This is a genomic window from Anaerocolumna jejuensis DSM 15929 (genome assembly GCF_900142215.1).
Classification (GTDB): Bacteria; Bacillota; Clostridia; order Lachnospirales; family Lachnospiraceae; genus Anaerocolumna; species Anaerocolumna jejuensis.
On the sequence record NZ_FRAC01000042.1, the window covers coordinates 1 to 26,792 of the forward strand.

General features: G+C 43.4%; 24 protein-coding genes. 4 read left to right on the forward strand and 20 right to left on the reverse strand.

Annotated features, from left to right (window positions below):
• Window positions 1–452: 452 nt before the first annotated feature.
• From BUB77_RS26905 to BUB77_RS26945, 10 genes are all read right to left on the reverse strand, one after another.
• The gene (locus tag BUB77_RS26905; protein ID WP_073280273.1) at window positions 453–1,913 is read right to left on the reverse strand and encodes a deoxyguanosinetriphosphate triphosphohydrolase; all 1,461 of its coding nucleotides are present in this window, start codon (window positions 1,911–1,913) and stop codon (window positions 453–455) included.
• Window positions 1,914–2,355: 442 nt separating this feature from the next.
• A complete protein-coding gene (locus BUB77_RS26910) occupies window positions 2,356–2,988 on the reverse strand; it encodes a hypothetical protein (RefSeq protein ID WP_073280274.1) in 633 nt (210 codons plus the stop codon).
• A complete protein-coding gene (locus BUB77_RS26915) occupies window positions 2,945–4,207 on the reverse strand; it encodes an ABC transporter permease (RefSeq protein ID WP_073280275.1) in 1,263 nt (420 codons plus the stop codon). Before BUB77_RS26915 ends, BUB77_RS26910 begins: the two co-directional genes overlap by 44 nt.
• Window positions 4,198–5,088, reverse strand: a complete 891-nt coding sequence (locus BUB77_RS26920; RefSeq protein ID WP_073280306.1) for an ABC transporter ATP-binding protein — start codon at window positions 5,086–5,088, stop codon at window positions 4,198–4,200. Before BUB77_RS26920 ends, BUB77_RS26915 begins: the two co-directional genes overlap by 10 nt.
• A gap of 129 nt (window positions 5,089–5,217) precedes the next feature.
• Window positions 5,218–6,402: a HAMP domain-containing sensor histidine kinase gene (locus tag BUB77_RS26925; protein ID WP_073280276.1), complete on the reverse strand. Its 1,185-nt coding sequence runs from the start codon at window positions 6,400–6,402 to the stop codon at window positions 5,218–5,220.
• Window positions 6,390–7,064 carry a response regulator transcription factor gene (locus BUB77_RS26930; RefSeq protein WP_073280277.1) on the reverse strand — a complete coding sequence of 225 codons (675 nt, stop codon included), beginning with the start codon at window positions 7,062–7,064 and terminating at the stop codon, window positions 6,390–6,392. Before BUB77_RS26930 ends, BUB77_RS26925 begins: the two co-directional genes overlap by 13 nt.
• A gap of 139 nt (window positions 7,065–7,203) precedes the next feature.
• On the reverse strand, window positions 7,204–8,205 hold the full coding sequence (locus tag BUB77_RS26935; RefSeq protein WP_073280278.1) for an alpha/beta hydrolase family protein: 1,002 nt from the start codon (window positions 8,203–8,205) through the stop codon (window positions 7,204–7,206).
• A gap of 55 nt (window positions 8,206–8,260) precedes the next feature.
• Window positions 8,261–8,431 carry a hypothetical protein gene (locus BUB77_RS30185; protein WP_170866767.1) on the reverse strand — a complete coding sequence of 57 codons (171 nt, stop codon included), beginning with the start codon at window positions 8,429–8,431 and terminating at the stop codon, window positions 8,261–8,263.
• A gap of 301 nt (window positions 8,432–8,732) precedes the next feature.
• Window positions 8,733–9,470 carry a class I SAM-dependent methyltransferase gene (locus BUB77_RS26940; protein ID WP_084124793.1) on the reverse strand — a complete coding sequence of 246 codons (738 nt, stop codon included), beginning with the start codon at window positions 9,468–9,470 and terminating at the stop codon, window positions 8,733–8,735.
• A 29-nt stretch (window positions 9,471–9,499) separates the two neighbouring features.
• Window positions 9,500–10,369, reverse strand: a complete 870-nt coding sequence (locus BUB77_RS26945) for a GNAT family N-acetyltransferase (protein WP_073280279.1) — start codon at window positions 10,367–10,369, stop codon at window positions 9,500–9,502.
• Between the two features lie 407 nt (window positions 10,370–10,776).
• Here BUB77_RS26945 and BUB77_RS26950 point away from each other — a divergent pair, with 407 nt between their 5' ends.
• The gene (locus tag BUB77_RS26950; protein ID WP_073280280.1) at window positions 10,777–11,013 is read left to right on the forward strand and encodes a hypothetical protein; all 237 of its coding nucleotides are present in this window, start codon (window positions 10,777–10,779) and stop codon (window positions 11,011–11,013) included.
• Between the two features lie 268 nt (window positions 11,014–11,281).
• Window positions 11,282–11,911: a YczE/YyaS/YitT family protein gene (locus tag BUB77_RS26955; protein ID WP_242962596.1), complete on the forward strand. Its 630-nt coding sequence runs from the start codon at window positions 11,282–11,284 to the stop codon at window positions 11,909–11,911.
• Here BUB77_RS26955 and BUB77_RS26960 read toward each other — a convergent pair.
• The 10 genes from BUB77_RS26960 to BUB77_RS27005 form a co-directional block, all read right to left on the reverse strand.
• Complete coding sequence (locus BUB77_RS26960; RefSeq protein ID WP_073280281.1) at window positions 11,895–13,070, reverse strand: MFS transporter; 1,176 nt, start codon at window positions 13,068–13,070, stop codon at window positions 11,895–11,897. The two genes, BUB77_RS26955 and BUB77_RS26960, sit on opposite strands and share 17 nt — an antisense overlap.
• An 81-nt stretch (window positions 13,071–13,151) precedes the next feature.
• Window positions 13,152–14,720: a hypothetical protein gene (locus BUB77_RS26965; protein WP_073280282.1), complete on the reverse strand. Its 1,569-nt coding sequence runs from the start codon at window positions 14,718–14,720 to the stop codon at window positions 13,152–13,154.
• 15 nt (window positions 14,721–14,735) lie between these two features.
• Window positions 14,736–16,025: a glycoside hydrolase family 125 protein gene (locus tag BUB77_RS26970; protein ID WP_073280283.1), complete on the reverse strand. Its 1,290-nt coding sequence runs from the start codon at window positions 16,023–16,025 to the stop codon at window positions 14,736–14,738.
• Between the two features lie 72 nt (window positions 16,026–16,097).
• The gene (locus tag BUB77_RS26975; RefSeq protein WP_073280284.1) at window positions 16,098–17,651 is read right to left on the reverse strand and encodes a M17 family metallopeptidase; all 1,554 of its coding nucleotides are present in this window, start codon (window positions 17,649–17,651) and stop codon (window positions 16,098–16,100) included.
• A 54-nt stretch (window positions 17,652–17,705) separates the two neighbouring features.
• Entirely contained in the window at window positions 17,706–19,058 is a 1,353-nt protein-coding gene (locus tag BUB77_RS26980) for a family 4 glycosyl hydrolase (RefSeq protein ID WP_073280285.1), read from the reverse strand.
• Between the two features lie 4 nt (window positions 19,059–19,062).
• Entirely contained in the window at window positions 19,063–20,004 is a 942-nt protein-coding gene (locus BUB77_RS26985; RefSeq protein ID WP_073280286.1) for a carbohydrate kinase family protein, read from the reverse strand.
• A gap of 132 nt (window positions 20,005–20,136) precedes the next feature.
• A complete protein-coding gene (locus BUB77_RS26990) occupies window positions 20,137–21,036 on the reverse strand; it encodes a carbohydrate ABC transporter permease (RefSeq protein ID WP_073280287.1) in 900 nt (299 codons plus the stop codon).
• Between the two features lie 122 nt (window positions 21,037–21,158).
• On the reverse strand, window positions 21,159–22,919 hold the full coding sequence (locus tag BUB77_RS26995) for an extracellular solute-binding protein (protein ID WP_073280288.1): 1,761 nt from the start codon (window positions 22,917–22,919) through the stop codon (window positions 21,159–21,161).
• 99 nt (window positions 22,920–23,018) lie between these two features.
• A complete protein-coding gene (locus BUB77_RS27000) occupies window positions 23,019–23,969 on the reverse strand; it encodes an ABC transporter permease (RefSeq protein WP_073280289.1) in 951 nt (316 codons plus the stop codon).
• A 267-nt stretch (window positions 23,970–24,236) separates the two neighbouring features.
• Window positions 24,237–25,148, reverse strand: a complete 912-nt coding sequence (locus tag BUB77_RS27005) for a CehA/McbA family metallohydrolase domain-containing protein (protein ID WP_073280290.1) — start codon at window positions 25,146–25,148, stop codon at window positions 24,237–24,239.
• A gap of 240 nt (window positions 25,149–25,388) precedes the next feature.
• On the opposite strand from BUB77_RS27005, the gene BUB77_RS27015 reads away from it, so the two are divergent.
• Window positions 25,389–25,868 carry a DUF6669 family protein gene (locus BUB77_RS27015; RefSeq protein ID WP_073280292.1) on the forward strand — a complete coding sequence of 160 codons (480 nt, stop codon included), beginning with the start codon at window positions 25,389–25,391 and terminating at the stop codon, window positions 25,866–25,868.
• Window positions 25,861–26,787, forward strand: a complete 927-nt coding sequence (locus BUB77_RS27020) for a CehA/McbA family metallohydrolase (protein ID WP_073280293.1) — start codon at window positions 25,861–25,863, stop codon at window positions 26,785–26,787. Before BUB77_RS27015 ends, BUB77_RS27020 begins: the two co-directional genes overlap by 8 nt.
• The last annotated feature ends 5 nt before the right edge of the window (window positions 26,788–26,792 follow it).

The following is a 26,792-nucleotide window of genomic DNA, read 5'->3' on the forward strand; positions in this document are numbered from 1 at the left end:
AAGCTATTTTTATATCAATCCTTCAAGTTATACTTCATAACTTCATTAACTCTTTTATTAATTTTAAATCAAAGCTCAAAGTATATTATGATTAGCTCATCAAATGCCCTGTTTCTATATAGCTAAAGGCAATTGCACAAAATAGAAAGCTTCCTGCGCCTATGGAAATGTATTAGAAGTCCTTTTCTCTGAAGCTTTTGTGCTATATCATCAAACAGATTGTCTGAGCCCACGAGTTATCTGTTTGATGATATGTCCAGCACAAAAGCTTCAGAGAATTAGGACTTCTTATACATTGTAATCGAAGCAGGAAGCTTACTATTTTGTGCAAATTGCCGTCCCCTTGCGAAAAACTGCCCATTTGTCGTACTAATCATATTATTTTATAACCCGGGCTTATTTTGTTTACAGCTGTTTCTTATTCAAATCTATTACGGGAGAGTAAGTAAATTTTATTTCAGTCCATTTAATTCCTGATATAAATTCTTCGCATAAGAGTCCGTCATTCCGCTGATATAATCCGTGACCATTAAAAATCGCAAATATAAATTTTCAGCCTCATTATCTGTCTTTGCACACCTGTAATCTTCTTTGTAATTAGCGGATATTATATTGATCAACTTTTTATCAGCTTTTGAAATCCTATACTCCTCACCCTCTACAGAGCTTTCAGCATCCCAGTATAATACCGCATAAATGAAATCATCCAGTAATGCCGTAATAATTTTCCGGGCCGACAATTCTAACTTTAATATTTCCTTATTGTCATATACAAACTCTTTCATTGCGCCTTTTAAGATTTTAATTGACTCCTGATGGTTTGTTTCATAGAACATATCCTGTTTAAATGCACCGCTCATAATATCGTCATAGCTTTTGGAAAATCTATAGGATACTATGTACATCAACCATTTCCTCACATATTCCATCCACTTTTGAAAAGCGACCAGGTCCCCCTCCGTGCTTCTGTCACTTCCCTCAAGACGTTTTTCCAAATCTGAAATCAGTTCCTGGGTATATTTCTTATGGGACAAATTTGTAATATCATTAATCGCTCTGTTAAAATAGTCAATAAACTGATTCAATGAAAACAAGCCTTTTTTTACAGCATCCTCCAAATCAGCCGTTGCATATGCTATATCATCTGCCGCCTCCATTAAATATACAAGAGGATGACGTACATATTCATTCTTATTCTTTGTCCCTGTAATCATGCAGATATATTCCATTGTATTTCTTTCTGCATAAAAATATCCGGGCTTATGCTTTTTGATATCCTCACTCTCGGCGTCAAAATCAATTGAGTTCGTTGGGTATTTTATAAGTGTATTTAATACTCCATATGTTAAGTTTACATCATAGCCTTCTTCCTTATTTTTTACTTTTGAAAGAATTCTCAATGCCTGTGCATTACCTTCGAAATTTTCCAGGTCCTTTTTCATTTGTTCCTGTAAAACTTTAGCTACCGGTTTTCCTTTAAATTTAAAATTTGTATTTTTAAATTCTTTTTTAAACCACTCACCAATAACTACCTCACCAAAGTGGCCAAAGGGCGGATTCCCGAGGTCATGCAGCAGGCCGGCACATGACAATACTACCGGTATTTCATCCGTATACTTGCTGTTGTTTTTAAAGTCCTCCTGTAGATATTGGGAAGTATTCCTGGTAATCATAATACCCAATTGCCTGGCTATCGTAGAAACTTCGATTGAATGTGTTAACCTTGTCCTTACAAAATCACTTTTATCCAGGGGAAATACCTGTGTCTTATCCTGCAGCCTTCTAAAGGCCGCACTGGATATAATAGCTTTATAATCTGTTTCCAGATCACTGATTGGATATTTTTCAAAATCCCTTGGTTCTTCCTCTCTTACGACCTGTGTATTTAACGCCAATAATTTATTCCATTCCATAAAGTACCTCCTCCGGTGGAGTTTTTCCAATTTTCAAATTATTATAACAACATTAGCTTTTCAAATAATACCTTCATGGCATACTCATCCATTAAGCAGCCTGGCTTTTATTACGCTATTTTGTAACTATTATTATATCTTCTATAAATTGTAATTTCAACAAATCCGGAAAGAATTTAAGAACATACAGCTAGAATTTATAAGCAGCCTCCAATAAGAATTCCCGGACAAGCAAGCACTCCGTTAATAAACCTATTATAAAAATTGATTACTCAAAAAAGGATGTTCCCCAGACAGATAAATCCATCCAAAAAACATCCCATTTGAACAACCCACTATTCCTCATTTGATATTTGAATATTACAGGCCTATTCCTGCCAGGCACATTAAACTGGAATCTTATAGCTTTGAAGCTTGAGTCTATAACTTTTACCCTAAGGTTCTATATCAATTTCTTCCAGAGAACATCCCGCCATATAATTGCCAGAAGCAGCAGGGCAGCTCCGCCTGCCAAAAGATAATACTTCTCGGTAAAGCTTCCGTTTTGCATCGAAAACAAAAAGAAATTGCCCATGTATTTCCTGCCGGTTCCAAAATTAATTAAAAAGTATAGAATAGACATCATATATCCTAAGACCGGCTGGTTGGAAAGAGAGAAGAAAAATGTCCCCAGTCCGCCTAAAAAGATACTGTTTGCCAGGAAGCCAAAAAACAGCTTAGGGAAAGAAAAACGGCAGCCACCTGCCCACATCCATAAAAGGAACAATACCCCCACTGCTGCCAGCAGAACTACCGCTGACAGTGTGCGAAGAAGATGGGCTGATACCATGGATTCTTTTTTAGAGGCTATAATATCCCTGATATCCCCATCAATATCCGGTGCAAATACGGTCATTAAAAGTATAATCCCGATAAGGCTTAAGAATACCTCAATGACCTTGGCCGCCTGCGCACCATCCAGATTCTCAAGCCCTATAAGAAAGGGTGACAGCAGACAGAGCACCAGTACAAGCGCTGAAGGAATTAACAGATTATGCTTTAGATTTACGTACAAAAATTTTTGATACTTTTCCATTATTTCGATAGATTCCTTTCCTCTTGCAGTCATAAAGATAAATGAGGGCTGTCACAAGAACCAGGGCCGCTGCGGTGTAAAGGATACGGTTAGCCACAAGCTGTCCAAAGGTTCTATGAAAGACATCATATTCTCCCAGGGTATTGAACCGCGGAACAAGGTTAAAGCCGAAGTTGCCCGTCATCCGGCTGACTCCCGCCAGAATTGACACAAACCACCAGATTACCTGGATCAGAATAGGAAATACCCCTTCTGTCAGCTCTCCCAGGAAATACCCCAAAGCTGCCACAACCATAATACTCGGCAGAAGCCATCCGGTACAGTACTTTAGAAAAGCAAAGTAATCCGCTGTAACTCCTGCATTTTTGGCAGCATAAACTGCCTGGGACAGAGGAAGCAGGGATAGGAGCAATACAGGCAGAAACAGCATGAAGCATATGGCTGCCAGGCGGGCCGTTATGATAGCCGCCGACGAGGCACTCTTTCCGTAAAGCACACCGTTTACATGGCTGTGCTTATCCTTTAGTACTCTGGAGGTAACAAAAAATACCGGTATAAGTCCTAAAAGGATACCGAAATAGTCGCAGAACAGTCTGGCATAGGCACCGGAAAAGCGGTCCTTCTCCTTTATCTGATTATAGTCCTTCAATGCCTCCTCATAGGTAACAGGTACTCTTGCATTACTCGTCAGATAGGTTTTCCCATACATACTGCCCCTTCCGATAAGCTTCGCCGCCTGATTCATATACCCAAGAAATTCATCATAGGTCACGTTCCCGGAAATCTTCAGTTTCAAAGAGCTTGTATCTTTCTGAACTAGGATTTTATTATTTCCCAGATTTGTGATTTCATTATTATAAGACTCAGTGGCCTTATTAAATTCCTCGGAGGTTGTGTCCGTCAGCTTTAACAGCAATGCTTTGATTTTCTCAGTTTTTTCTTTATCCAGCCGGACGGACTTGTAAAATCCAATTGGATAGGTCGTATATGCTCCATTGCAGTATTCTTGCAGCAGACTGTCCGTGGCAGTCTCCATAATTACCTTTTTGTCGGTGCTGTAATGATAGCCATAGCTTTCCTGTCCGGCCTTTGGCTCTGTGGGAATATCCTCAGAGCCCATTTGTGTCAGATAAAAGAACAGGATAACTGCCAGATATCCGAAAAACAGAATGCTTTTTCTCCAGATTTTACATTCCTTTCGAAACAGGGTCAGCCACATACTGGTTTGCCCCCTTCCTTTCCCATCAGATAAAGATAGGCATCCTCGGCATTGGGCTCCGTAAGTACGGCCTTTTCAAAGGGGGCGCTTTCCTCTGAGAGAAATCGTACCTCAGCCATGCTACCCTTCGATAATATAGCGGTAACAATATGTCTGGCTTTTAATTCCTCCAACTCCATTCTGGATATTTCCGCCCTATAAACCTTTCCTTCTGCCATTTCTATCAGCTCTCTTACGGTTCCCCGAAAAATAATCTTCCCATTATCCAGCACTGCAATATCCTCACAGGTCGCTTCTATATCTCCCACAATATGTGTGGAGAGAATCACAATCCTGTCCTGGGCAATCTCACATAAAAGATTTCGAAAGCGTACCCTCTCCTCCGGGTCCAGCCCTGCCGTAGGCTCATCCACAATCAGAATCCGGGGATTATGAAGGATTGCCTGAGCGATGCCAAGCCTTCTTCTCATTCCGCCTGACATGGCCCTTACCTTTGTCCTGTAATTGGCGGACAGATTCACCTTATCAAGAAGCTCCGGAATACGTTTCTTTCTCTCCTCCTTCTTCATCCCTGAGAGGGTTCCCAGATAATCCATTGCCTCATAAGCACTCATTCCTCCATACATGGAGAAATCCTGGGGCAGATATCCTGTCATACTGCGTATCTCCCTGGCCTCTTTGATATTTATTCCATTGATAGTAACTTCTCCTGCCGTTGGATTATGCAGGGTAGCAAGTATTTTCATCAGGGTCGTTTTGCCAGCTCCGTTTCTTCCCAAAAGCCCGAACATCCCCTCACTTATAGTAAGATCAATACCGTCAACGGCCTTCTTTTTCCCGTAAAATTTGCTTACGTTTTTTAGAATAATCTCTTGACTCATATCAGCCCTTTCCTTTCCATTCCTTACTATGATTACGCTTTGCAGCAGCAACCGTCTGTATCCCGGAAAAATAAAATCACCCCTTTACCGGGATAATTTTATTTTATAATCTAAATATCTATCTTTTCACTACATTACAAAAAAACTTGCACAAACTATACCGCCGCCGTGGATACCATTGGTTATTTCAAGGCTGCCCCCATGTTTTTCACACAGGAGCCTGCAAATGGTAAGCCCCAGGCCAAAATGCCCTTTTTCCGTTGTAAAATAAGGGTTTTTTGCGTTGGCCAAAGCCTTTTTTTCAAAGCCTGCACCATCATCCTTTATATAGAGGAACAGTTTTCCGTTTTCTATCTGAAGCTGCAGCCAAATCTTTTCCGTTGCATACCGTAATGCATTTCCCATCAGGTTCTCTGCCACCTCTAGGATTGCCCCCGTATCCGGAAAAATTTCCGCTTCATTACAGGACTCGTCCACGGTCAAATCAATAGAAAGTGCCGAAGCTGACATTCCGGAAAGAAGCTGCCCTATTCTGGCAGCAAGCTCCTTTGCTGTACTCTTCTCCCTTTTTAATTCCAGTTCCTCAAAGGTATTAATTTCTTTCATAGTATCGGCAAACCGCTCCAGCCTGTCTACCTGGTTTTCGATCAGAGACAGGGTTTCCCACAGCTTCTCCTCGGAAATCTGCCCTCCCGGCTGGAACATACGGAGTATTTGGGTGTAGCCCTTCATAACCGTCAGCGGAGTTCTGATATCGTGGGCAAAGGCAGCATTTAATTCCCTCTGGTCCCTCACCAGCTTCCAGGTATTTTTCCGGTTGTTGATGAGCTGAAGGCGCATCTGGTTAAAAGCCTCACAGATGTCACCCATCTCGTCTCCGCTTAGATAACGGCAGTCCATGCTGAGGTCATCCCTGGCCACGGCTTCCATTTCTTTTTTCAGAACCTCCAGGGGTTCCATTAATTTATTTTTATAATAGATATGGCTGACCATAACAATGGCAATACTAGCATAAAGAAAGACAGAAATTGCTTCCACTCCTTCCAGAAGCCTTAGCTTATTGTTAACGCTTTTCGGCAGAGCCTCCGTGTCAATGGTATAACCCCGGCTGTCCCTGTAAATGACAGCATAGTTCTCTATTCCTTCCAATGACATAATGACATTCTTCCATCCCTCACAAAACAGATAGGTAGCATAATAGCAAAGTCCGCAAGCAAAAATTGCAATTAAAATATAAAATCCCAGTGCTTTTTTCAGACTGGAATTTTTTAAAAACACTTTAATTTTATTTACCTGCTTCTCTATATAATCCATCGGTAACCAACTCCCCAAACCGTTTCTATAATCTCTTTCTGATAGTAACATCCAATCTTTGTCCGAATCCTTCTGATATGCTCCGTTATGATGCTGCTGCTTCCTTCCTTATCAAAACCCCAAAGCTTTTCATAGATTGTTTCCTTATCAAATATCTGTCCTTTGTGAATGCTCAGGATTTCTACAATGTCGAATTCTGTTCTGGTCAGGCCTATTTCTTCCTCGCCCCAGAATATTTTCCTGGTATCATATTCAATCAGCAGCTCTCCTGCCATTCTTACCTTCTGGGTTCCCTTTTGCCTTCCTTCCCTGCGTAAATGTGCAACAACCCTGGCATGTAATTCCTCCAGGCTAAAGGGCTTTGTAATATAGTCATCCCCGCCAAGCAAAAGCCCATTGATCTTATCCTGCTCCTGCACCTTGGCAGTCAGAAAAACAATGGGAGCATTTACATGGTCCCTTATTTTTTTACACACAGAGAATCCATCCATATCGGGCATATTGACATCCAGCAGAATGATATCCGGATTTACTTCTATTTTTTCAATGGCTGAATACCCGCTGTCCGCAGTATATACAAGATACCCGGACAGCTCGAAGTAGTCCTTTAACATTCTTAGTATATCCTCTTCATCGTCTGCAATGAGTATTTTATAAGTCATAATCAATCCCTTTATAATATTCCTATGGCAGTATCCCTTTAAACAACGAAAGTTAAAATTGTTATTCTCCTGCCTGCAATTGAAAGTTTACTATATAAATATCTACAAAATATCTATTTTTCGTTCCTTCTATGCTGCTCTAATGCTGCTTAAGCCAATAGAAATAATCATCCAAAAATGTCCATAGAGGTTCTGAATGATTCATTCCGGGATACTGCGTCAGCTTAACGTCCTTTCCCAGGGAAATCATTACTTTATATAAGTCATCCGAATGGTGGTATGGCACTCTTTCATCCGCTGTTCCATGTACAATATACAGCGGTGTATCTATCCTGTCCTTCCAATTGATTGCCGAACGTTTTTCATATTCCCCGCTGTCTGTCTTTAGATTTCCCACCAGTTCCCGTAAAATCCCGGTCATTTCTGAATTTCCTATCTGATTCATTTCCACATAAAATTTATTCAAATCTGTAACTCCTGCACCTACGACTGCCGCATCAACACGCTTATCACGGCTTAAAATGATATAGGCCTCCATTGTACCTCGGGACCATCCAAACATATACAATTTTTTGTTTGTGCAATTTAGTCTTTTTGCATAGTCAATCAGCTGAATGACATCCTGTACATCTGCGCCGCCGAATTTATCTTCGCCGGTACTGTCCCCACCGCCACGATATTGCGAACCCATGGCTATGAACCCGTATCTAGCAAAGTATTCAATCGTCGTTGGGTCCAGTTCTCCGTAATGTCTATTTCCTCCGCGATTAAAAATCAACACAGGATATGCTTTTTCCATATAATCCTTTGGTGCTGCTACATAACCGTCAATGGTTTCTGCTCCGCTCTTATAGTGAATCCGGTAGCTTAAAATCTGCTCTGGCGCAATTAAAACCGTATCTTCTTTTTGATATACTACATAATCCATATATTGTTTTTTTAAACCCTTGCTATAGGATTCTAATCTCTGTAGATAATTCGTATCCGTGTCAATAGTCTCCATACTGACTCCTGATTTCCAGGCCTGCATGGTTTCTTCCAAGGAATGTTTTTTCCTGTTTAGCCCGATTGCGCTGATAAGTACAATGCACATTACTATCACAAGCAGGACTGGCAGCACTCTGCGATTATGTTTTTTCACCACATTTCCTCTCTATACACCTGACTGCGTTCAAATATAAGTGGATTTTACTATTTTACTTCATGAGCTTATCTATATTTTTTCGTTCTTCATCAAAATCTTCTAATATGCTTTTATGCATATAACGTTTAACACTATAATTCTGTGCCCCTTTTTTCCCTGTGCAGCAAATATTAAAAATCGTTCCGAAAATAATTACCCCTGCCATGTATAAGATATACCTCATCTTAGCAATCTCCTATTATTATTGCTTTATTCCAAAAATCCACAATATTTTTATCATGTGTAATAACTGTATTTATCTTATTCTACTTCAATATATCAAGATAATTCAAAAAAATAATCTTTCTCTCTGGCACACCATATCGTATCAAAAATAGCTCAATTTTTGCTTATAGTTGCAAAGATATTTTATAAGTATATTATTATTTAGCAAGGTTTTTTACAATGGACACATCTGTCTATTTCAATTTTATAAAAGCAGGACCATAGGGAACCCTTATTTTTCATTCCGTAATCCGGTTATTTTAGATGTGTTGGAAATTGTAAGCATCTTGCTTCTTCCACGCTCTTATCATTGGTGTCCGATTCTCTCCTAAATATCCCAGAACTTCAACTTTCTCAAACCCGGCTTCTTTCAAAATTTCTATTTCATGTTCCAGGGTAAGGGGAATATCAAAATGTACGAAAGCTTCTTCGGGTATACCATCCCGTTTCCTTCTGCGCATACATTCCCCAAGTAATAATTCCTCCGCTTCTCTGGAGCCTGCTATGTAGTCGCATTCAATATAACACCCTCCCGGTTTTAAACTGTTGTACAGCTTTCGAAACACCTCAATCTTTCTGTCTGATATAAAGTGATGAAGTGTTTCAAAGGATATTGCTGCATCATAGCATTCCTCCCCGAAGGATACCTTAAAATAATCTCCGCATAGGAAATGAAGGTTCTTATCCCCGTGCTTTACCTTAAGCTGCCCCAGCATCTCCTCAGATAAATCGATGGCAGTCACCTGCATTTCTGAAAATCTTCCAAAGATGGCGTCTAACTCAAGCCCTGTTCCGCATCCAATATCAAGCAATTCCTTCGTTCCTTCCGGAAGTATCTGTGCCATCCAGGTATAATAGTCCTTCCAGGGAGTCATATGCTCCTCATAAATGTTTATCCTTGCTCCAAAAAACTGTCCCATTTCTTCCAGCTTCGTATCCTTTGTTTCTTCCAGCCACTCCTTTAATTCTTCCAGTTCTTGTTGTTGTTTCTCATCCATATAAATACCCCCTTTTGCTCACTGATGACCTATGCATGGGACAGCACCGGAAACCGCAGCTGCCCTTTCCGGAATTCCTCCCATCCCTTTCCCAGGATAAATAGGGTGGTATCCTCTTCTTTTAGTTCCTCCCTGTCAAATCCCTGGGAAGACAGAGGTGTAAACCCTAATACCACTTTTGTGATATCCTTTCCAAAAGCAGCAATTATCCTATCCAGCTCTGCCTCCTGCTCTGATATAACCTGATGCAGAAAGAGGGTGCCCTCTTCTTCCTCTGCAATTACATAGGTTTTAAGCTCTTCTATATAATACACGGAATTCTTCATAAAGTATGTGAGGTAAAACAGATAAAGGCCGGCATTATCCATCTCAAAAAGGCTGTTTTTCCAGCTTTTCCTTATCCTCTCCTCCAGGTAAGCATAACTGCTCTTATCTGTCATGGGCCATGGAACAGCCTTTTTTTCGCCTGTGTTTCTTACTTTTTTACTGTATTGATATTCTGCAGCCTTTTCAAATCCGAATTTCGGGTAATAATCCAATACGCTGTCATTGGCAAAGAGATAAATTCCCTCGCAGGTATCCTTGTAATCCGCTAAGATCCGTTCTATCAGCTGCCTGTTTAATCCCTTTCCCCTGAACTCCGTATCTGTCATTACCGTACCAAGCTGCAGGAAAAATTTTTTTCTTCCGTTGCAATGAAATGACATCTTATTTACAGATACATTGGAGATAATCCGCCTGCCATCCATTATGGAATAGGGAATGTAAGCCTCCCGCCAGAATCCAAGCTGATACCACTCTTCGAAACGGATTCCAAAGGTCTTTTGTGCCAGTGCTTCAAAGCTTATTCTTAGTTCCTTATTATGCTTATAATCTGAGATAAATTCATAATTACCCATCTTAAACCTCCCTACATATCGTAAGCTAGCTTGTGATTCTGCCTTAATAGAAATTTGAAAAATGAATTGTATTTTTCAAACTCTCACCATGCATATTACTAACTAACTTGTGACACTGTTAAATAGGAAATTGAAAATTACATTGTTTTTTCAAACTAATTTCCTTCTACAAAATATTGTAATGATAAACTGTCTTAAATACTACCTTAAAATTATTTATAGTCCTTTTTGTCCCTGCTTTAGCTTCTTTCCCGGCTTTCATAACAATAAAAAAGAAGTACCATTGCTTACTGAAAATTTATATCAGAATAGCTTGGTATTACTATATTATTTTTATTAATTCCAGGATATAAAAGTTGAATTAAGTTTTTAATTCCTTTCCGCATAAAAATACATTTTTAAGGGTTTTGGCCATTGCAGATAACTATTTTTGCTCTGTTCAGGATGCGGAAGAAACCTGTGAGGAAAATTTTAAAATTAATCAAACTGATTGGATAGATATAAGTAATCCATTAAGTCATTGTCAACATGATATTATTTCGCCTATAAGAATAAAGGGTAGAGTATCAGGGAAACCACAATGGGGTAAGTTTGAAAAACTTGAAAATGGGGAATGGATTGATTATGAATTTAATCAGAAGTAATTCGCAATCTTACATTTTTGCGAATCAAAACTTAAGTCTCCCTGTTCTGCTGAAGCCAGGCATTTTTGTCACCCGGTAATCAAATATTAAGCCTACTATAACATTTCCCTTTGGGAAAAACAAGAAAGGAAAACGATAATAAGCCCTGTGACTTGTAAAATTTCCAATGGACATTCCGTTCATTTCCTAGTAATATAAGTTGACTGCCGGAATTATAAAAACTCCGGCAGCCATCATAATCTGCATCAGCTATTTAGGGAGGATATTTGTGAAAACTCAAATGAAATTCGGCTTGAAAGAGAAAAAAAAGATTTTTTTAGTTATTGCGGCAGTTATTCTTATGGGACTATCCCTGTCGTTTCTTATTCGTCTAAATTTCGGGACAGACCCCTGTTCCGCCATGAACCTTGGAATATCCAGGCATTTGCATCTTACCTTTGGAACCTGGCAGGTGCTGTTTAATCTTGTTTTATTTCTGGCGGTCATTAAATATGACCCTTCACAGATTGGCTGGGGAACTCTTGCCAATATGCTGTTGGTTGGCTACAGCGCAGATTTTTTTAAATGGCTGTTTGATCTAATCCTGCCCGCTGATGCCTTTACAGCCTTAGGCATCCGTATTGCAGTTCTAATCCCTTCCCTGCTCCTCTTCATAGTTTCCGCGGCTGTATACATGGCTGTAGAGCTTGGCTCTGCTCCATATGACGCCATTGTATTTATTATTGCCTCGAAATTAAAGAAAGTCCCTTTCCGCCTTGTACGTATTTTCTGGGATATGACCGCCTGTCTCATCGGATTTTTATTAGGCAGCACCATTGGCATTGTTACCGTAATGATGGCCTTTTTGCTGGGTCCGGTCATTACCGCAGTGAAGGAGAGAATCAACCGTTTTTTATAGGCTTTACCGTTTTCAAAAATACCAGGTAGAGCAGGCAGAATATCAGCATACTGGCAGGCAGGATATAAAAGGAAGCCCGTAATCCAATCCACTCGGTCAGCTTTCCAAAAAAGGCATTAAAGCAAATATCATATACCGTAGCCAGGCTTATGATGGCACCGGTAGCCGTTGCAATTCCCTCTTCTTTAAAGAAGCTGCGTATCATAAGTACCAGTGTGGGATATACGATGGAAATACTTAACCCGGATATGCTGAGAAGCACCACCCACTTTCCTCCAAGGAGGATCCCTGCTGCATAAAATATGGTACCTATAGTGCCAAAGATGCCGATGCTTTTTGCAGCTCCCAGCTTATGGACGGCCGGGGCAAACAGCAGACGCCCTGCTGTTATGCCGCCAAAGAATACGGACAGGTATCCTGCCGCTGTTTTTGTTGTCATTGTAAGCTCCTGGGTACCGTAGAGCAGGAGCCAGTTCAGTATCCCGTGCTCTGCTATGAAGTAAAATCCAAACAGCAGGGTAAGGAAAAGAAAAGCCGGTGTTTTCATAACAGCCTTATAGGATACCGCCTTTTTCTCTCCCTTCACATCGGGAATATCCTGAAAAAAGAGAACCATAAGTCCCGCTGCTGCAAGGACTATAAGCCCTATATTGACAGCTTTCCAGGCTGTAATGCCTAACGTAAGCCTTCCAATTCCATTCTGGCTGCCGCTGGTTCCGATGCCCTGTACAAAATAAAGCACGTTAACGATCAATCCCGGGGAGGCTGTAAATATGACTGGAACAAGGATATTAATTGTGGTATTTATCAGGGTGGAGGCGCCCACGCACAGGAACATCCCCACCAATAAGACCAGATAATTATCCGTCAGGATAAACAGAAGGATGCCGCTCATCCAGATAAAAAGCACACAGATAAATACCCGTTTTTTCTGAAAACGGTCAATTAATGCCCCTCCCAGAAATAAAAATACCAGATTTCCAAGATAGCTGACTGTAATAATGCTTGACACCTGTGTTGCATTTAATCTGAAATGCTCTCTAAATACCATGGCAAAAATACCCCTAAGGCTGTCATTTGCCCCCATGGCTATCATAATAAGCATAAAGCTTATAAATATCATGGCATTTCTGCTTCCTTCTTTTGTCTTGTTATTCATCCTATACATCCTTTATGTTTCTGTAATCTGATAAAAGATTCCCTTTTTTTATCCGGCTTGGCTGGTAATCCCCCTGCCTTCTCAGTCCTCAAACTGTTCTATGGTGACCACATTATCCATGAAGCGGTAGCGGAACCGTACAACTGTGTTATCCTTATTCACCCGGAAGAAGCCCTTATTGCTGGAACCGCTTCTGGGATAGGTATCATAGCAGTAGGTTGCTGAAAGAGTTCCGTAGGTGGATATGGCATAGTCATACTCCCCGGCAAATGGTATTACCACCGACAAGGTGTAGGTATTATCCCCGATATAGTACATCCTCGTAACCTCGCTGTTGGAATCATTCTTTACTGCTCCCACATAGGGCTGAAAGCTTCCATATACTACAATCTTCTCCGGCAGCTTCATACCGGTGGCTTCGTCATAGATATTTTTTGCTCCGTAATCCAAAAGTCCCGGAGGATTTCCGGCCTTTTTACGAAGGTCATCCCCTGATTCCCAGAGCCTTTTCACCGTTTCCTCCTGGCTAAAGCCCATGGGGCAGGCAGGACTTTTCTCATTCAGCTGATAATAATCCTGAAAATCCATCTCTCCGTTATCAGCCCGTTTCATATATACAGCCGCTTTTTCCAGGCTCCTTCTGAAAGGTATTTCAAAATAGGCATTCACGTTATTGATAGCCGTCCACTTACAGGTGTACTCCAAAAAATGTCTCTGCCCTTCTTCATCCTGGTTAGCAAACCACCCAATCTGGTCATAGCCCCACCAGTCCATCCAGGCCCGTTCTTCATAGGAATACCGCTCAAAATCCCCTATTACCTTACCTCCCCAATTATCGTACTCCATTAAGTAGGGCATAACCTCCGCACTCCAGCCGTTGGGATTTTCCCCTCCTTCGCTGAAGCCCTCCCTTACAAGTACCAGCTTCTCACCCTTTCTATCCAATAAAGGATATCTGGTAAAGGGCATGGCATGATAGTCCAGAAGGAGCTTTCCCCCTATACTGATACCGTGGCTGTGGGCATCCAGCAGAACCTTGTGCCTTCTTCCGTGAATTCTGGCATAGTCACGGATCATCCCGATTAATTCCGCTGTTTTTACCATTCCTACGTCATTTGCCGTATAGAGGTGTATCTGCCCCATATGAAGAGCCTCATAGCCGGCATCGATATACCGGGTGGCGCGGTAGTAAAACCAGAGCCTGGTCTCCAGCTCATTGATATCCGGAAGTGCTCCGTCCTCTCCCCAGATAAATCCCCGGGGCTTTTGGGGAAAGCGCATTTTCTCAAAATGAAAGCCCCTGTCTTCTGTTTCCAGCCCAAAGGCCTCGAATACATAGGCAGGCACTTTAAAATTCTCAATGTGACGGTATACTGCTTCAAAGATACAAGCCTGCAAAATAATATCAGAGTCTATTTCATGGACCCTGTCAGCCAGATAGCCGGACTTGCGGAAATGCTCTTCGTCATCCTCATCCGGCTCCCAGATTCCAGAGGCCCTGCCGATGAATTTCACTCCCATATTTTTTAATGCCCTCAAGTCATCCTCCAGGGTCTTTGTATGAATAAAAAAGGCAGCGGTTACTGCTCTGGAAAGATAATTTTCCAGAACCTCCTTTTCAATTACAGTATCAAAATAATAATTCTTCATGGTACTTTTCCTCCTTTATTTCCTATAAAGCTGCATTACAAAGAGAGCAAATAAGGAATTCGCCCAGGCAAACCATTCTCTGGTAAACTTTAAAGGGTCGTCACAATGAAAGCCCTCATGCATTACCAGGCAATCGGCATCCGTGTCGAGAAGCACCCGCAAAAGCTCTTCCTTCTCTTCTTTTTCTACAGCTGTAAGCCCCTGCATGGTCAGGGAAATATGCCAGATATAATTCTTTGGCGTATGGGGGCTGCCGATGCCCTTCGCTCTGTTTCCTTCAAAATAATAAGGGTTCGTCAAACTTAATACATACTTCCTGGTGTTCTGGTATATCCTATCGTTCTCATCCCGGTATTTCAGCCAGGGTATTGACAGCAGGCTTGGTACATTGGCATCATCCATCAGATTGTAATTCCCCAGCCCGTCCGTTTCATAGGCATAGATTTCACCGTATTTCTCGTGCCGTATAATTCCATACTTTCGGATTCCTTCTTCTATCTCCCCGGATAGCTTTTCCATCCGGTCTGCAAGGGTACTGTCCTTATAAACTGTCTCCGTCATTTCCTTCATATAGCCCAGCACGGTGACAGCAAACATATTAGCCGGAATGAGATAGCCGTACCGGCAGGCATCATCACTGGGGCGAAAACCCGACCAGGTCATTCCCGTATAGCCGCAGGGCTCACCCCGTCCTTCCCTGGTCAAGGTATCCGAGGGCGGACAGTTCAAGCGCTCAAAGGAATAAGCAGAAGCACTGCCGTGATTCTGTTCCTTCTTCCACTGGTCAACGATGGTTTGGAATACCTGCTTTACCCCGCCGGTAAAGACCGACGTATCCCCGGTTATTTTCCAATATTCATGCAGCAGCCAGACCGGATAGCAAAGAGAGTCCACCTCATATTTGCGCTCCCAGTCCCAGGGATTTGACTCTGTAATGTCCACCTCCCAGCATCTGCCGTTGGCCTCTTCGTTAAAGGCATTGGCATAGGAGTCTATAAGTATGCAGCGCATCTGTCTTTTTAGTAAGCCCCTGATGAACTCCGCTATAATAGGATAATCCTTTGCAAAGGGAAGATAATGCACCACCTGGGCCGAGGAATCCCTCAGCCACATGGCTTCTATATCCCCCGTAAATACAAAGACCTCTCCCCCTTCTAAAAATTTTACCGTTGTTTTTGCCGTACTGGTGTAGCAATTAAGAAATGTCTGATACAGCTTTTCTTCACCGGAAAAGCTTTCCCCGATTTTTTTTGCTATCTCCAATACTGTCTGATTTAATTCCAGTTGTTTTTCCTCTGGTTTCATAAGCGCTCTAACCTCCTGCTGTTTCTTTCACAAAAGACCATCCCCTTGAACTCTTTTCCTATGTCAATTACCTTATTCCAGGAAGGCAGCCACAGAAGCGGCAAGAATGCCGGAGGCACCCTTTGCATGCCGGCTGGTCTCTCTCCGGTTTACGGATGTGCCGACAATATCCATGTGAATCCAGGCGGTATCCTCTTCTATAAATTCCTCCAGAAAGCAGGCAGCTACACTGGCACCTCCCTCTCCCTCGGGAGCGTAGTTTATAAGGTCCGCCGTCTCTGTACGGTATAAGAGCCTGTGGTAGCATTCATCAAGAGGAAGTCTCCAGACCTTTTCCCCCTGCCTCTTTGCTGTCTCCTCAAAGGCCCTGCATACAGCCTCCTCGTTGGAATAAATGCCTGAGATTTCATCCCCCAGAGCTTTTCTGCAGGAATTGGTCAGTGTTGCAAGGTCCAGAATCGTCCTTGCTCCCTTCCTTGCCGCATAGGTCAGGGCATCACAAAGGATGAGCCTTCCTTCCGCATCCGTATTATACACCTCCACGGTCCTGCCGGACATGGTAGTTAAGACATCCCCCATCTTTAAAGCAGCAGGGCCGATGAGATTTTCCACTGCCGGTATAAGAAGGAGAAGATTCTTCCTGCTTTTCTGACGGACGGCGATTTCAAAGGCTGCCGCCATATTGGCAGCGCCGCACATATCGTATTTCATGCCCTCCATAGAGGAAAGGGATTTTAAATGGTAACCGCCGCTGTCGAACATAACGCCCTTCCCAACTAAAGCCGTTACCGGTGCCCCTTTTTGACCCTCATAATAAAGGGAAATAAGCCTTGCTTCCTCCGCACTTCCGCTATTGACTCCAAGAATTCCGCCGCTGTGCAGGGCACTTAATTCCTGATTACCTAAGATTTCATACTCCAAGCCGTAATCCCTGGCCAAATCCTCCAGATACCAGGAAAATTCCCTGGAACGAAGATAGTTTGCCGGAAGGTCTCCAAGCATTCTGGCGTGATTGATGCACTGGCCGTAATCTGCTGCCTTTTTCAGGCTTTCGCCTATGGAGCTGCTGCTGATTACCGTAACCAGAAGGGAATCCTTCTCTTCCTTCAGCTCATTCCGCATGGAATATATCCTTTTGCCTGTCAGCTCCTTTAGCTTTCCCGGCACAAAGGAATAAGCCCCATAGTACATGGCCCTCACGGCCTGCTCCGCCACTTCCTGCCCGCTGAAGCCGGGTATTTGAAGACCTTCCAGAAGAATCTGGCAGTCAGCTGAAAGCTCCCTGCCTAATTCCCGGAAAGCATCTCTCAGTCCTTCCAGAGCTGCTCCCCTATCCTGCTTCAAAGACAGAAAGGTTATGCACAGGGTTCCTTTTCCATCCGTAAGAAATTCAGTCTGCCGGCCGGTGGTCTTTGGCGCTCTCAGAGCCGTGTCCGTAAACCTTCGGGATACCCGCTCCCAGAATGCCGGATGAGGCTCACCTGTCTGGAGAAGGACCGTCTGCTGCTTTTCTTCCTCTGCCAGCTGCTTAAGCCTTTCTTTCAGCTCTTCCAACTTTTCATAGGGAATTACCAGCCAGTCAAAAGGGCATTTTCTTTCATATTTTTTATTCTCTGTAAATTTCATTGTTTTGTATACCCCCCGCCTACTGCCTGCGGTATTTCCTTTCCGCCTTTCATTCTAAAACATTCCGTATGCCTCGTCATACTGCTCCACCAGCTTTTTGGCAAGGGAATAGGAATTGATGAGCGGATGCAGCGTCAGAGCCTGAATGGCCGTATCCTTCGACTTTGTTCTGACAGCCTCTATGGTAAGCTTCTCATACATTTTTATCAGGCGTATCAGAAGATAAGACGGCTCCGGTACCTCGCCGATTGGAACCGGGTGGATACCGCTCTTTGATACGTTGCAGGTGACCTCGATCACATCCTGATCCGAAAGCCCCTTTATGCAGCCATTGTTCTCTACGGACAGGACCAGACTGTACCCCGCTTCACTTTGCAGTCCTTCGATACAATCCAGCATGACGCCTGCATAGCCCATACCGTCGGGTACTTCAAGGGCTCCTCTTTTAATCTCTTCCCTCTTGCCGCTTCCGGTCTCGATGCTCATATAGGAGCTTTCCCTTAATGCCATGTAATAGAGGAATATCTGAAGCGCCCCTTCCGGGTCTGCATCCATGTCCATATTCTTTAATTCCTTCATCATTTCGCAGTTGACCGCTTCAATGGTCCTGCCCCTGGTTTCCCCGGACTTCTGGATATTTTCCAGGGCCTTCTCCCTGTGGTAATAATAATACAGGTATTCGTTGGGCAAAAAGCCGATGGAGCGCAGAAGTTCCGGGTCGAACATAGAGAACTCCTGTACTTTATTTAAAAAGCCGTCATCCTGCAATAAGTCCTGCAGAATTTCCTTTTCTCCTATTTTAACACTTCTTATCCAGGATAAGTGGTTCAGGCCAAAAAATTCCACATATAAATCTTTTTCTTCTAATCCCAGCAGCTTAGCCATTCTGAATTTGGTACTGCTGGGTGCATCACAGATTCCAATGATCCGGTCATAGCCTGCGCTTTTCAAGGCCTGGGTAACCAGTCCCGAAGGATTTGTAAAGTTAAAAATCCAGGCATTGGGGGCATGGAGGCGTATCAGCTCACAATATTCCAGAAGAACCGGTATGGTGCGGACAGCCATGGAAAAACCTCCCACTCCGGTTGTTTCCTGTCCGATTACCCCTTCCTTCAGGGCAATGGATTCATCCGTCACTCGGGAATGGTCCCCTCCCACTCTTAAGGTCGTTACGATATAGTCCGCACCGGTAATGGCTTCAATGGGATTTTCGGCTATCTCCAGCCTGAGCTCTTCCTTCTTCCGGCTGATTACATGGGAGCAGAGCTTTCCGATTATCTTTTGCTTCTCTCCGTCAATATCGTATAATACCACCTTATCTATGTTTAATTTCTTATAGCGCGCCAGCAGACCGTTTATAAATATAACGGTTCTTACTCCTGCTCCTCCGATTACCGCAATCTTCATAATCTTACCTCTCTTTCTGTTCCTCTAAAAATTCATACAGCCCCTTTTCCGTCGGAAATGCCGTATTTCCCCCATAGGCCGTTACCGATAAGGCACCGCAGGCATTTCCAATGGACAGGCATTCCGTAAGGCTCTTCCCTTTCAGATATCCATACAGGAAGCCTGCATTAAAGGAATCCCCGGCTCCGGTAGTATCCACAGCCTTTACCTGAAAGGGGGCCGCCTGAAAGAATTCTCTCCCCATACAGGCAAGGGAGCCCTTCTTTCCAAGCTTGGCTACGGCAATCTTTGCCTGTGCGGCAAATTCCCCGATGGCTTCCCTGGCCTCTGCCTTTCTCCCGTAATGGATTGCTTCCGTTTCATTCATAAATAACACATCAATGAAGGGAAACAGCTCATAGATGCCTTCATACCATTCACCGGATGCATCCCAGCCCACATCAAAGCTGACGCTTACATCCTGAAATTCCTTTACTTCCTTTAAGAGCTTAAGGTATTCCCCGTGGTTTCGTCTTCCTTCGTAGCCGGTAACATGGATATGCCTGGCCTGTTTTACCTGGTCAAGGTCAATATCCCCCAGGTTAATCTCCTCATTGGTTCCCCGGTAGGTCAGAAAGGAACGGTCCTTTTCGTTGGTAAAGCTTAGGGATATGCCGGTTTTATGCTTCCTGCTAAAGCATAGCAGGGAATTATCCACATTACTCTTATGAAACTCCTCCAGAATAAACTTTCCGTAGCAGTCTTCTCCGAGGGAGCCCTGAAAGACCGGCTTTAAGCCTAATTTCCCAAGACCGAGGGTAAAAAGTGCCGCTCCCCCTCCTACATAGGTCTCCATGGTATCCGTTATATCCTCCTGGCCCGGTTCCGGAAACTTCTCCACACCGGGAATTATAATGTCCACGTTCACATCACCGTAAATAAAAACATCCCATCTCTTTTCTGCCATTTTAACCTCTTTCCTGAATACTTATATATAAAAAATTCTTTACCCCCGCTTTCCATCTAATATATTACACCTTGTACCGGAGCAATACTGCCATTACACGTTGGTAAAGAATCCTATGTTCTATTCTATCACTTATTCTTTTACCGCACCTATCATGGCTCCCTTGGCGAAATACTTCTGGATAAAGGGATAAACACACAGGATCGGTACTGTTGTTACGACCACTGCCGCCATTTTCAGGGAATCGGAAGTAACCGTATTGGTATTCTGGGCAATTGCCTGAGAAACCGTCGTAACCTCCCTGCTGGCCATTGCTTTGGATAACATCTGCTGCAGCACAGTCTGAACCGGCCACAAGCTGCTGGAGCGCATATAAAAAGCTCCTGAAAACCAGTCATTCCAATGGTTTACCGCCGTATACAGGCCAACGACCGCCATTACCGGCTTGCTGAGAGGAATAATGATGGTCGAAAATATCTTAAAATATCCGCAGCCATCCAATTTGGCCGACTCCTCCAGGCTTTCCGGAATTGTTTCAAAAAAGGTTCTCATCATTAACAAATAGGTAACACTGACAAGGCTTGGTACGACATAGACCCAGAAGCTGTCGACTAATCCCAGCTTGTTGTACTGGATATAGGTCGGTATCATACCACCGCTGAAGAGCATGGTAAAGGTAATCAGAATAGTCAATAACTTTCTTCCCGGCAGCTCCTTTTCCTTTAAGGAATAGGCTGCAAAGGAGGTAACAATAAGGCTGGCCACGGTACCGATAACCGTACGGGCTATGGTGATGAAATAGGCCTTTGTAATGGATCCGTCCTGGATCACCTCTTTATAATTATCCCAGGTAAACTTTCTCGTCCAGAAGTATATCCCTCCTCTGGCCGCATCTTTTCCGTCATTAAAGGATAAAGCAACGATATTAATACAGGGAAGAATAATCATGAGACAAAGTCCTATCAGTATACAATAGATGACCACCTGCAATACCTGCTCAGAAAAACTGGCTTTAATCCTGTTACTTTTCATATAAGCTGCACCTTATCCTTTCATTTACGAGGGTACCCCAAAAGCCAATGGAAGGCCTTTGAGACATCCCCCGCTGCTGCAGATTTTACTGCTGGTTCTGCATTTCTATTATTTCATTTCTGTTATTTCGTATAAAAGTCAATTGCCTCTTTGTCGTCTTTATATAGCTTGGTGATGTATTCGATGAAGGTGTCATTCCCTGCCTGTTTTATCTGCAGGCGGAAGGACTCAACAATCTGCTTCACTTCATCCTCAGAGCCTGCATAAATTGCCTGCACCAGCATATCCGGGTAATTTAACAGGGACATCTGAGCCTTTACGTCTGTAAGAGAATCTGCGGACAGGTAAGCTGTTGCATCCAGACCGGGAACCAGCTTTAAGGTTCTTGGGTAATCCTTAGCAACTTCAACAGATCTGGCAAAGGTTGTACTGGAACCGGCACCCGGACGGCTTTCTCCGAAGTTTCCTAAATTATCGATATTGGTCAGCATGTAGTAGAAGAATACACAGCCGGAGCCGCCAAAGCCTGCACCGATTTTATTTACCAGGTAATCCTTGTCACCGTCGTTAAGCTTCTTTAATGCCTCATCCGTCAGGACCGGCTTGCCGTCCACCATATTATAGGTTTCGCCCTCTATGCCATACTGGCAGAGCAGCTGTCCTTCCGGACTGGCAAGATAGTCAAAGAATTTTAAAATCTCTTCCGGGTTCTTAGCATCGGCTGAAATTGCCCAGGCGCCATAGCGGTGCTTTCCATGTACTACTGTTGCATTGTTTCCGGTAAAGTCATTTAAAGGTCCTAAGGGTACCCAGTCATCGGAACCGTAGATAATATCCTGATAGTTATGGACATCCGCAATAATTGCAGAATTATGTGACCTTGATACCTCTTCCGCACGGGTAGCGTCCATGGTGAAAAATTCCGGGTTCATCAGTCCCTCTGCCAAAAGCTTTCTTACATAGTCAATCTTTTTATATACATAGTCCGTATCCACTTCATGCTTAATGCTGCCGTCCTCTGCAAGATTGTAGCCGTCACTGACGCCCCAGTTGTAACCGGGTACAATGTACTTCAGGGCATCGGAAGAGCCGCCCCAGTATTTCGGTCCTAAAGGATAAACAGCATTGCCGTTATCGTCCTTGAAGCCGCCCTTTTTAATCTTTACCAGTAAATCATAGAACTGCTCCTGGGTAGTGATCTTGGTGGGGTCTATGCCAAGGGAATCCGCAATGGATTTCTGAATGTACATACCGCCGACATAGGCATCCTGGGGGTTATACTGCAGGGATCTGTCTTCGGAGTCAATGGAAAGCTGAAGGATATAGGCAGCTCCTTTAAATTCATCACGGAACGTAATGTTCTTTTGGGTATCGCTTGGAAGGTATCCATCCTCCAGGTAACGGCTGTAGACCTTCATATCCTTGAGATATCCGGATACATCGGCAAACATGCCTTCACGGGCACCCTTTAAAAGAATCGGGAATTCCGGTCTGGTAGAATCATCCAGATAAGAGACAATGACATCGGGGATGGTGCCGGATGCCAGCTGTGCTGCCATAACACTGGAATCAGTGTCACCGGGTGTATACTGAATATCCAGCTTGATACCCGTACGCTTTGTAAGCTCTTTCATAACCGCGGTGTCATTTAAATTCTTCGGCAGGCTGTTTCCGATATCATCTACATATGCCTGTACGGTAATGGTTCTGTCTGCAATCCAGGTATCCGGCTTGCCGGATGCGGCAGCCCCATCTGCAGCATCGGCGGAATTGCTGCTATTGGATGCATCCTTGCCTGATTTTGAACAGGCAGTTGCACCGGAAACTACCAGCGTGGCAACGAGTCCCACAGCAAGGAAACGTTTCAAAATACTTCTTTTCATAATTACCTCCATTCCTGCGCATATTATTTGCGCCTCTGACGTTTGCACCGGAGCATTGTGCATTGTCCGGTTCCAAACCTGATGAGTGAATATTATTATTTACCATAGGCCGACTTCTGTAAACTTTTTCGAAAGCTTGTTGCAGATAATAACCAATGTCAGTCCCACAACCCCCTGTACCAGTCCTACAGCAGTAGCATAACCAAATTGTCCGTTCATAAGACCAATTCGTACTACAAAGGTGTCCAGCGTATCTGCCACGGACATATTACCCGGTGTCCTTAAGAGAAAAATCTGCTCAAAGCCGGTGGACAATAAGCCTCCCACTCCCATAATAAACAAAAGTCCGATGGTTCCTCTGATACCCGGCAGGGTTATATGCCACATTTTCTTTAGCTTGGAACATCCGTCAATGCTGGCGGCTTCATACAGTGCCAAATCCACACCACTGATTGCTGCCAGGTAGATAATGGAATCCCATCCGATATTCCTCCATAAATCCATGGAGAACAGCAGCTGGAAAAAGTACTTGGAATCCATCAAAAAGAAGGTACTGGAATCTCCTCCCAGCTTTCCGATTATCTGGTTTAACACACCTGTATTAGGAGCCAGTATTCTCTGCATCATGGTAACAATGATTACGGTGGACAAAAAATGAGGCAGATAGGTAATGGTCTGGCTGATTTTCTTAAATTTCATTCCTCGTACTTCATTGAGCAGCAATGCCAGGATAATCGCAAAGGGAAATTCAAGAATACATTTGATAAATCCCACTGTTAAGGTATTGCGAAGCAAACGTAAGAAATCAAAGCTGGTAAAGAAGGTCTTAAAATACCGAAGCCCTACCCAGGGACTTCCCCATATTCCCTTTCGGAAAGAATAGTCCTTAAATGCCAGAACAACGCCTCCCATTGGAATGTAACAAATCAAAATGTAATAAATGATGCAGGGCACCAGCATCAAATACAAAGGCCAGAATTTTAAAATTCTCTTCCCAACAGGCTGTTTCGTATACATTTGCTGTGTTTTTTTAACTGTTCCGGCTGCCATGCTGTTCCTCCTCTCTCTTATTCTGCTTTTATTATAAAAAAGCATACCTGATCCCACAATGGACGAAACTTTTTGATTTAGTGTAAATTTCTACACACTAATTTTAATTCGGGTGCCATAAATTAATTTCATATTTATTGAATGTATACCTGGAGTATAAAAATACACTCAGCTCCGTGAAAGTCGCTTCGCTGCATTTTTATACTCCAGGTATACATAGGCGAAGGCTGAGATTAATTTATGACACCCGAATCACTTTTACATACTTTAAAAGAAAAGAGGATTTGACCATGCCTTTTTCCCATTCTGATCCGTAATTTCTATTCTTACATAACGGGCACCTTCGGGTACTGTAAAGGCTGCCTCTCTTATATCCTTTCCGCTCTTATCATAGACGTTGACACCATGCTCCGGCCAGGAAATAAATGCAATGGATTTCACAGGACTTGTCTGAAGGCTTATGGTACGGTCTTCCTTGTCAATGGTAAGAAATGCCGGCCCGTTGGAAGCGTAGAAATCTCCGGTTTTCATACTGTTTACGATGTTTTTTTGTGACAGTCCTTCGGCGGATACACATATCCAGCCGCCAAAATACTCACTGACATTGCAGTGGATATCCTTTGCATGGGCATCGTCGGAAGCAAAGCCATAGACCCTTTTGCCCTTTCTTAATAAATAATCCCAATAATCCGTGGCATATCCCGTCAGGCTTTCCCTGTCGCAGTTATTGTTATAAATTTCTATCCCTAAGTAGCCCTCTGCTTCCAGCAGCTCCTCATATTCCAGCTTTGTCCATCTGGGATGGTTGATAATGCAGATATTCCCTCTTTTTATATACTCATTTATAGTCTCCTGAGGGCTCTGCTCCGTCACAGGCCAGATACTCTCAGCTTCAAATCTTTCCGCCTCCTCTGCCGAATAATCCGCAATGGCATGGATATGATAGCTGCTGTCTCCCACTTCTCCCTCCATGCCGTCCAGAATGATAAAATTCTCATTTTCCTTTATACTGCTGACATAATATTTACGGTGGTCAGAGATACAAAGGAACTGGTAGCCCATATCCTGATAGGCATGAAGGACGGCATCCAGTTCATAGGCCCCGTCCGAGCGGGTAGTATGGGTATGAAGGTTTCCCCTGTAAGTATTTTCGAATCTTGGAAATATTCTCTTCTTCATTTTGCTATTCCTTTCCGGGCTGACTTTTGTAATACGGTTTTCTCTGTATTAAGCTTATGTAATTTGTCCTTTTTCGACAATGGATAAATCTTTGCAGAACAGTGGATATTTTTATATCTTTTTCCAGCTGCCTTGCATCTGTAATTTGTACGTAGTATATTGAAGCTGACAGCCGGAAGTACAGCAGAACAATTTCCGGCAAATACATATGTCATAAGAAATGACGGACTGGAGGTCAGAATGAAAATTATTTACACCGTAGGAGGTGTTCTAAACAAAGGCTTTGTCGGACAGATATCCTATACTGTCTGCCTGGATAAGGAATACCGTGAGATGGACATTGCCTTTACCTTTGACAAGCAGCATTATACCCATATCACCGAAGAAGCAGAGACTGAATTCATTGCTGCCTGCAAAGGTGAATATGAATCGGAAATCAGGGAGAAGGAGCAGATAATAAATACCCTTAAGGGCATGAAAACGGAAATCCACACCATAGCCACTATGAACGATGCCTTTATCGGCGGCGTACATAAGCAGTTAACTGAAAGGCATATGCATTATTCCTGTGAATACACCAGCGAAGGCTGCCTTCCTCAGGAAAGCCTTCAGGGAGTAATCCGCCTTACCCTGGTGGTCTTTAACGTGATACTGGATGATACCCATTATGAAGTGACCTTGTCCGTAAACGGGGAAGAAAAAGGAGGCTCTCATGTATAAACGCCTGGAACTGCACAACCATACAACGGAATCCGACGGCAGCCTCACTCCTGCTGCCCTGATAGACTTTCTCCAAAAAGACGGGGTAGATGCCTTTGCCATCACAGACCATAACACCATATCCGGCCATCTTAAAATAAAAGAGCTTCTTGCCAGGAATTCCTCTCCCCTTTCCTGTATCTACGGAATGGAATATACCACCTATTACGGACATATTCTTTGCCTGAATTTAACAGAATATGTTCCCTGGGAAAATATCAATATCCATAAGCCGGAGCTCTTATTTGAAGCTGCGAAAGCAAAAGGTGCCCTGGTCGGTGTCGCCCATCCCTTCTCCTATGGCCATCCCTTTGCCAGAGGCTGCCGCTTCGATATGGAAATCCATGATTTTAATTCCCTGGACTTTATAGAGGTCTTCAATAACCTGGAACCCCTCCATGAGGTAAATGAGCGCGGCCTGTTATGGTGGGAAGAACTGGTCTTAAAAGGGTATCCCCTTGCCTTTACCTGCGGCATGGACCTCCACGGGGCCTGGGATATGAGCAACCATTATGCCACCTATATCGAAGGCACCCCCGGCGGTGATATAGCCGGAGAACTGGACACCGCCATAAGGCACCAGAGAACCTGGATATCAAGAGGCCCCCTACTGGAAACCTTTATGGGGAAAGAGAAGGATTGCATCACCTTTCATATCCTGGAAACCGGAAAACCGGGTTACCTGCACGAAGAGCCGGACCCTTATTATCTTGCCATAAAGACAAAAAAAGGAATCCTTACCAAGGAAATCTCCGTAAGGATTCCAGCAGTTGTTACCCTGAAAGAACTGGAAAATGAAAGAATTCTTCTGCCAAAGCTCTACCACAAGGATACCCGTATTGAAAATCTGGTTGCCATAGCTCCCACCATCGTACTGTAAGGGCA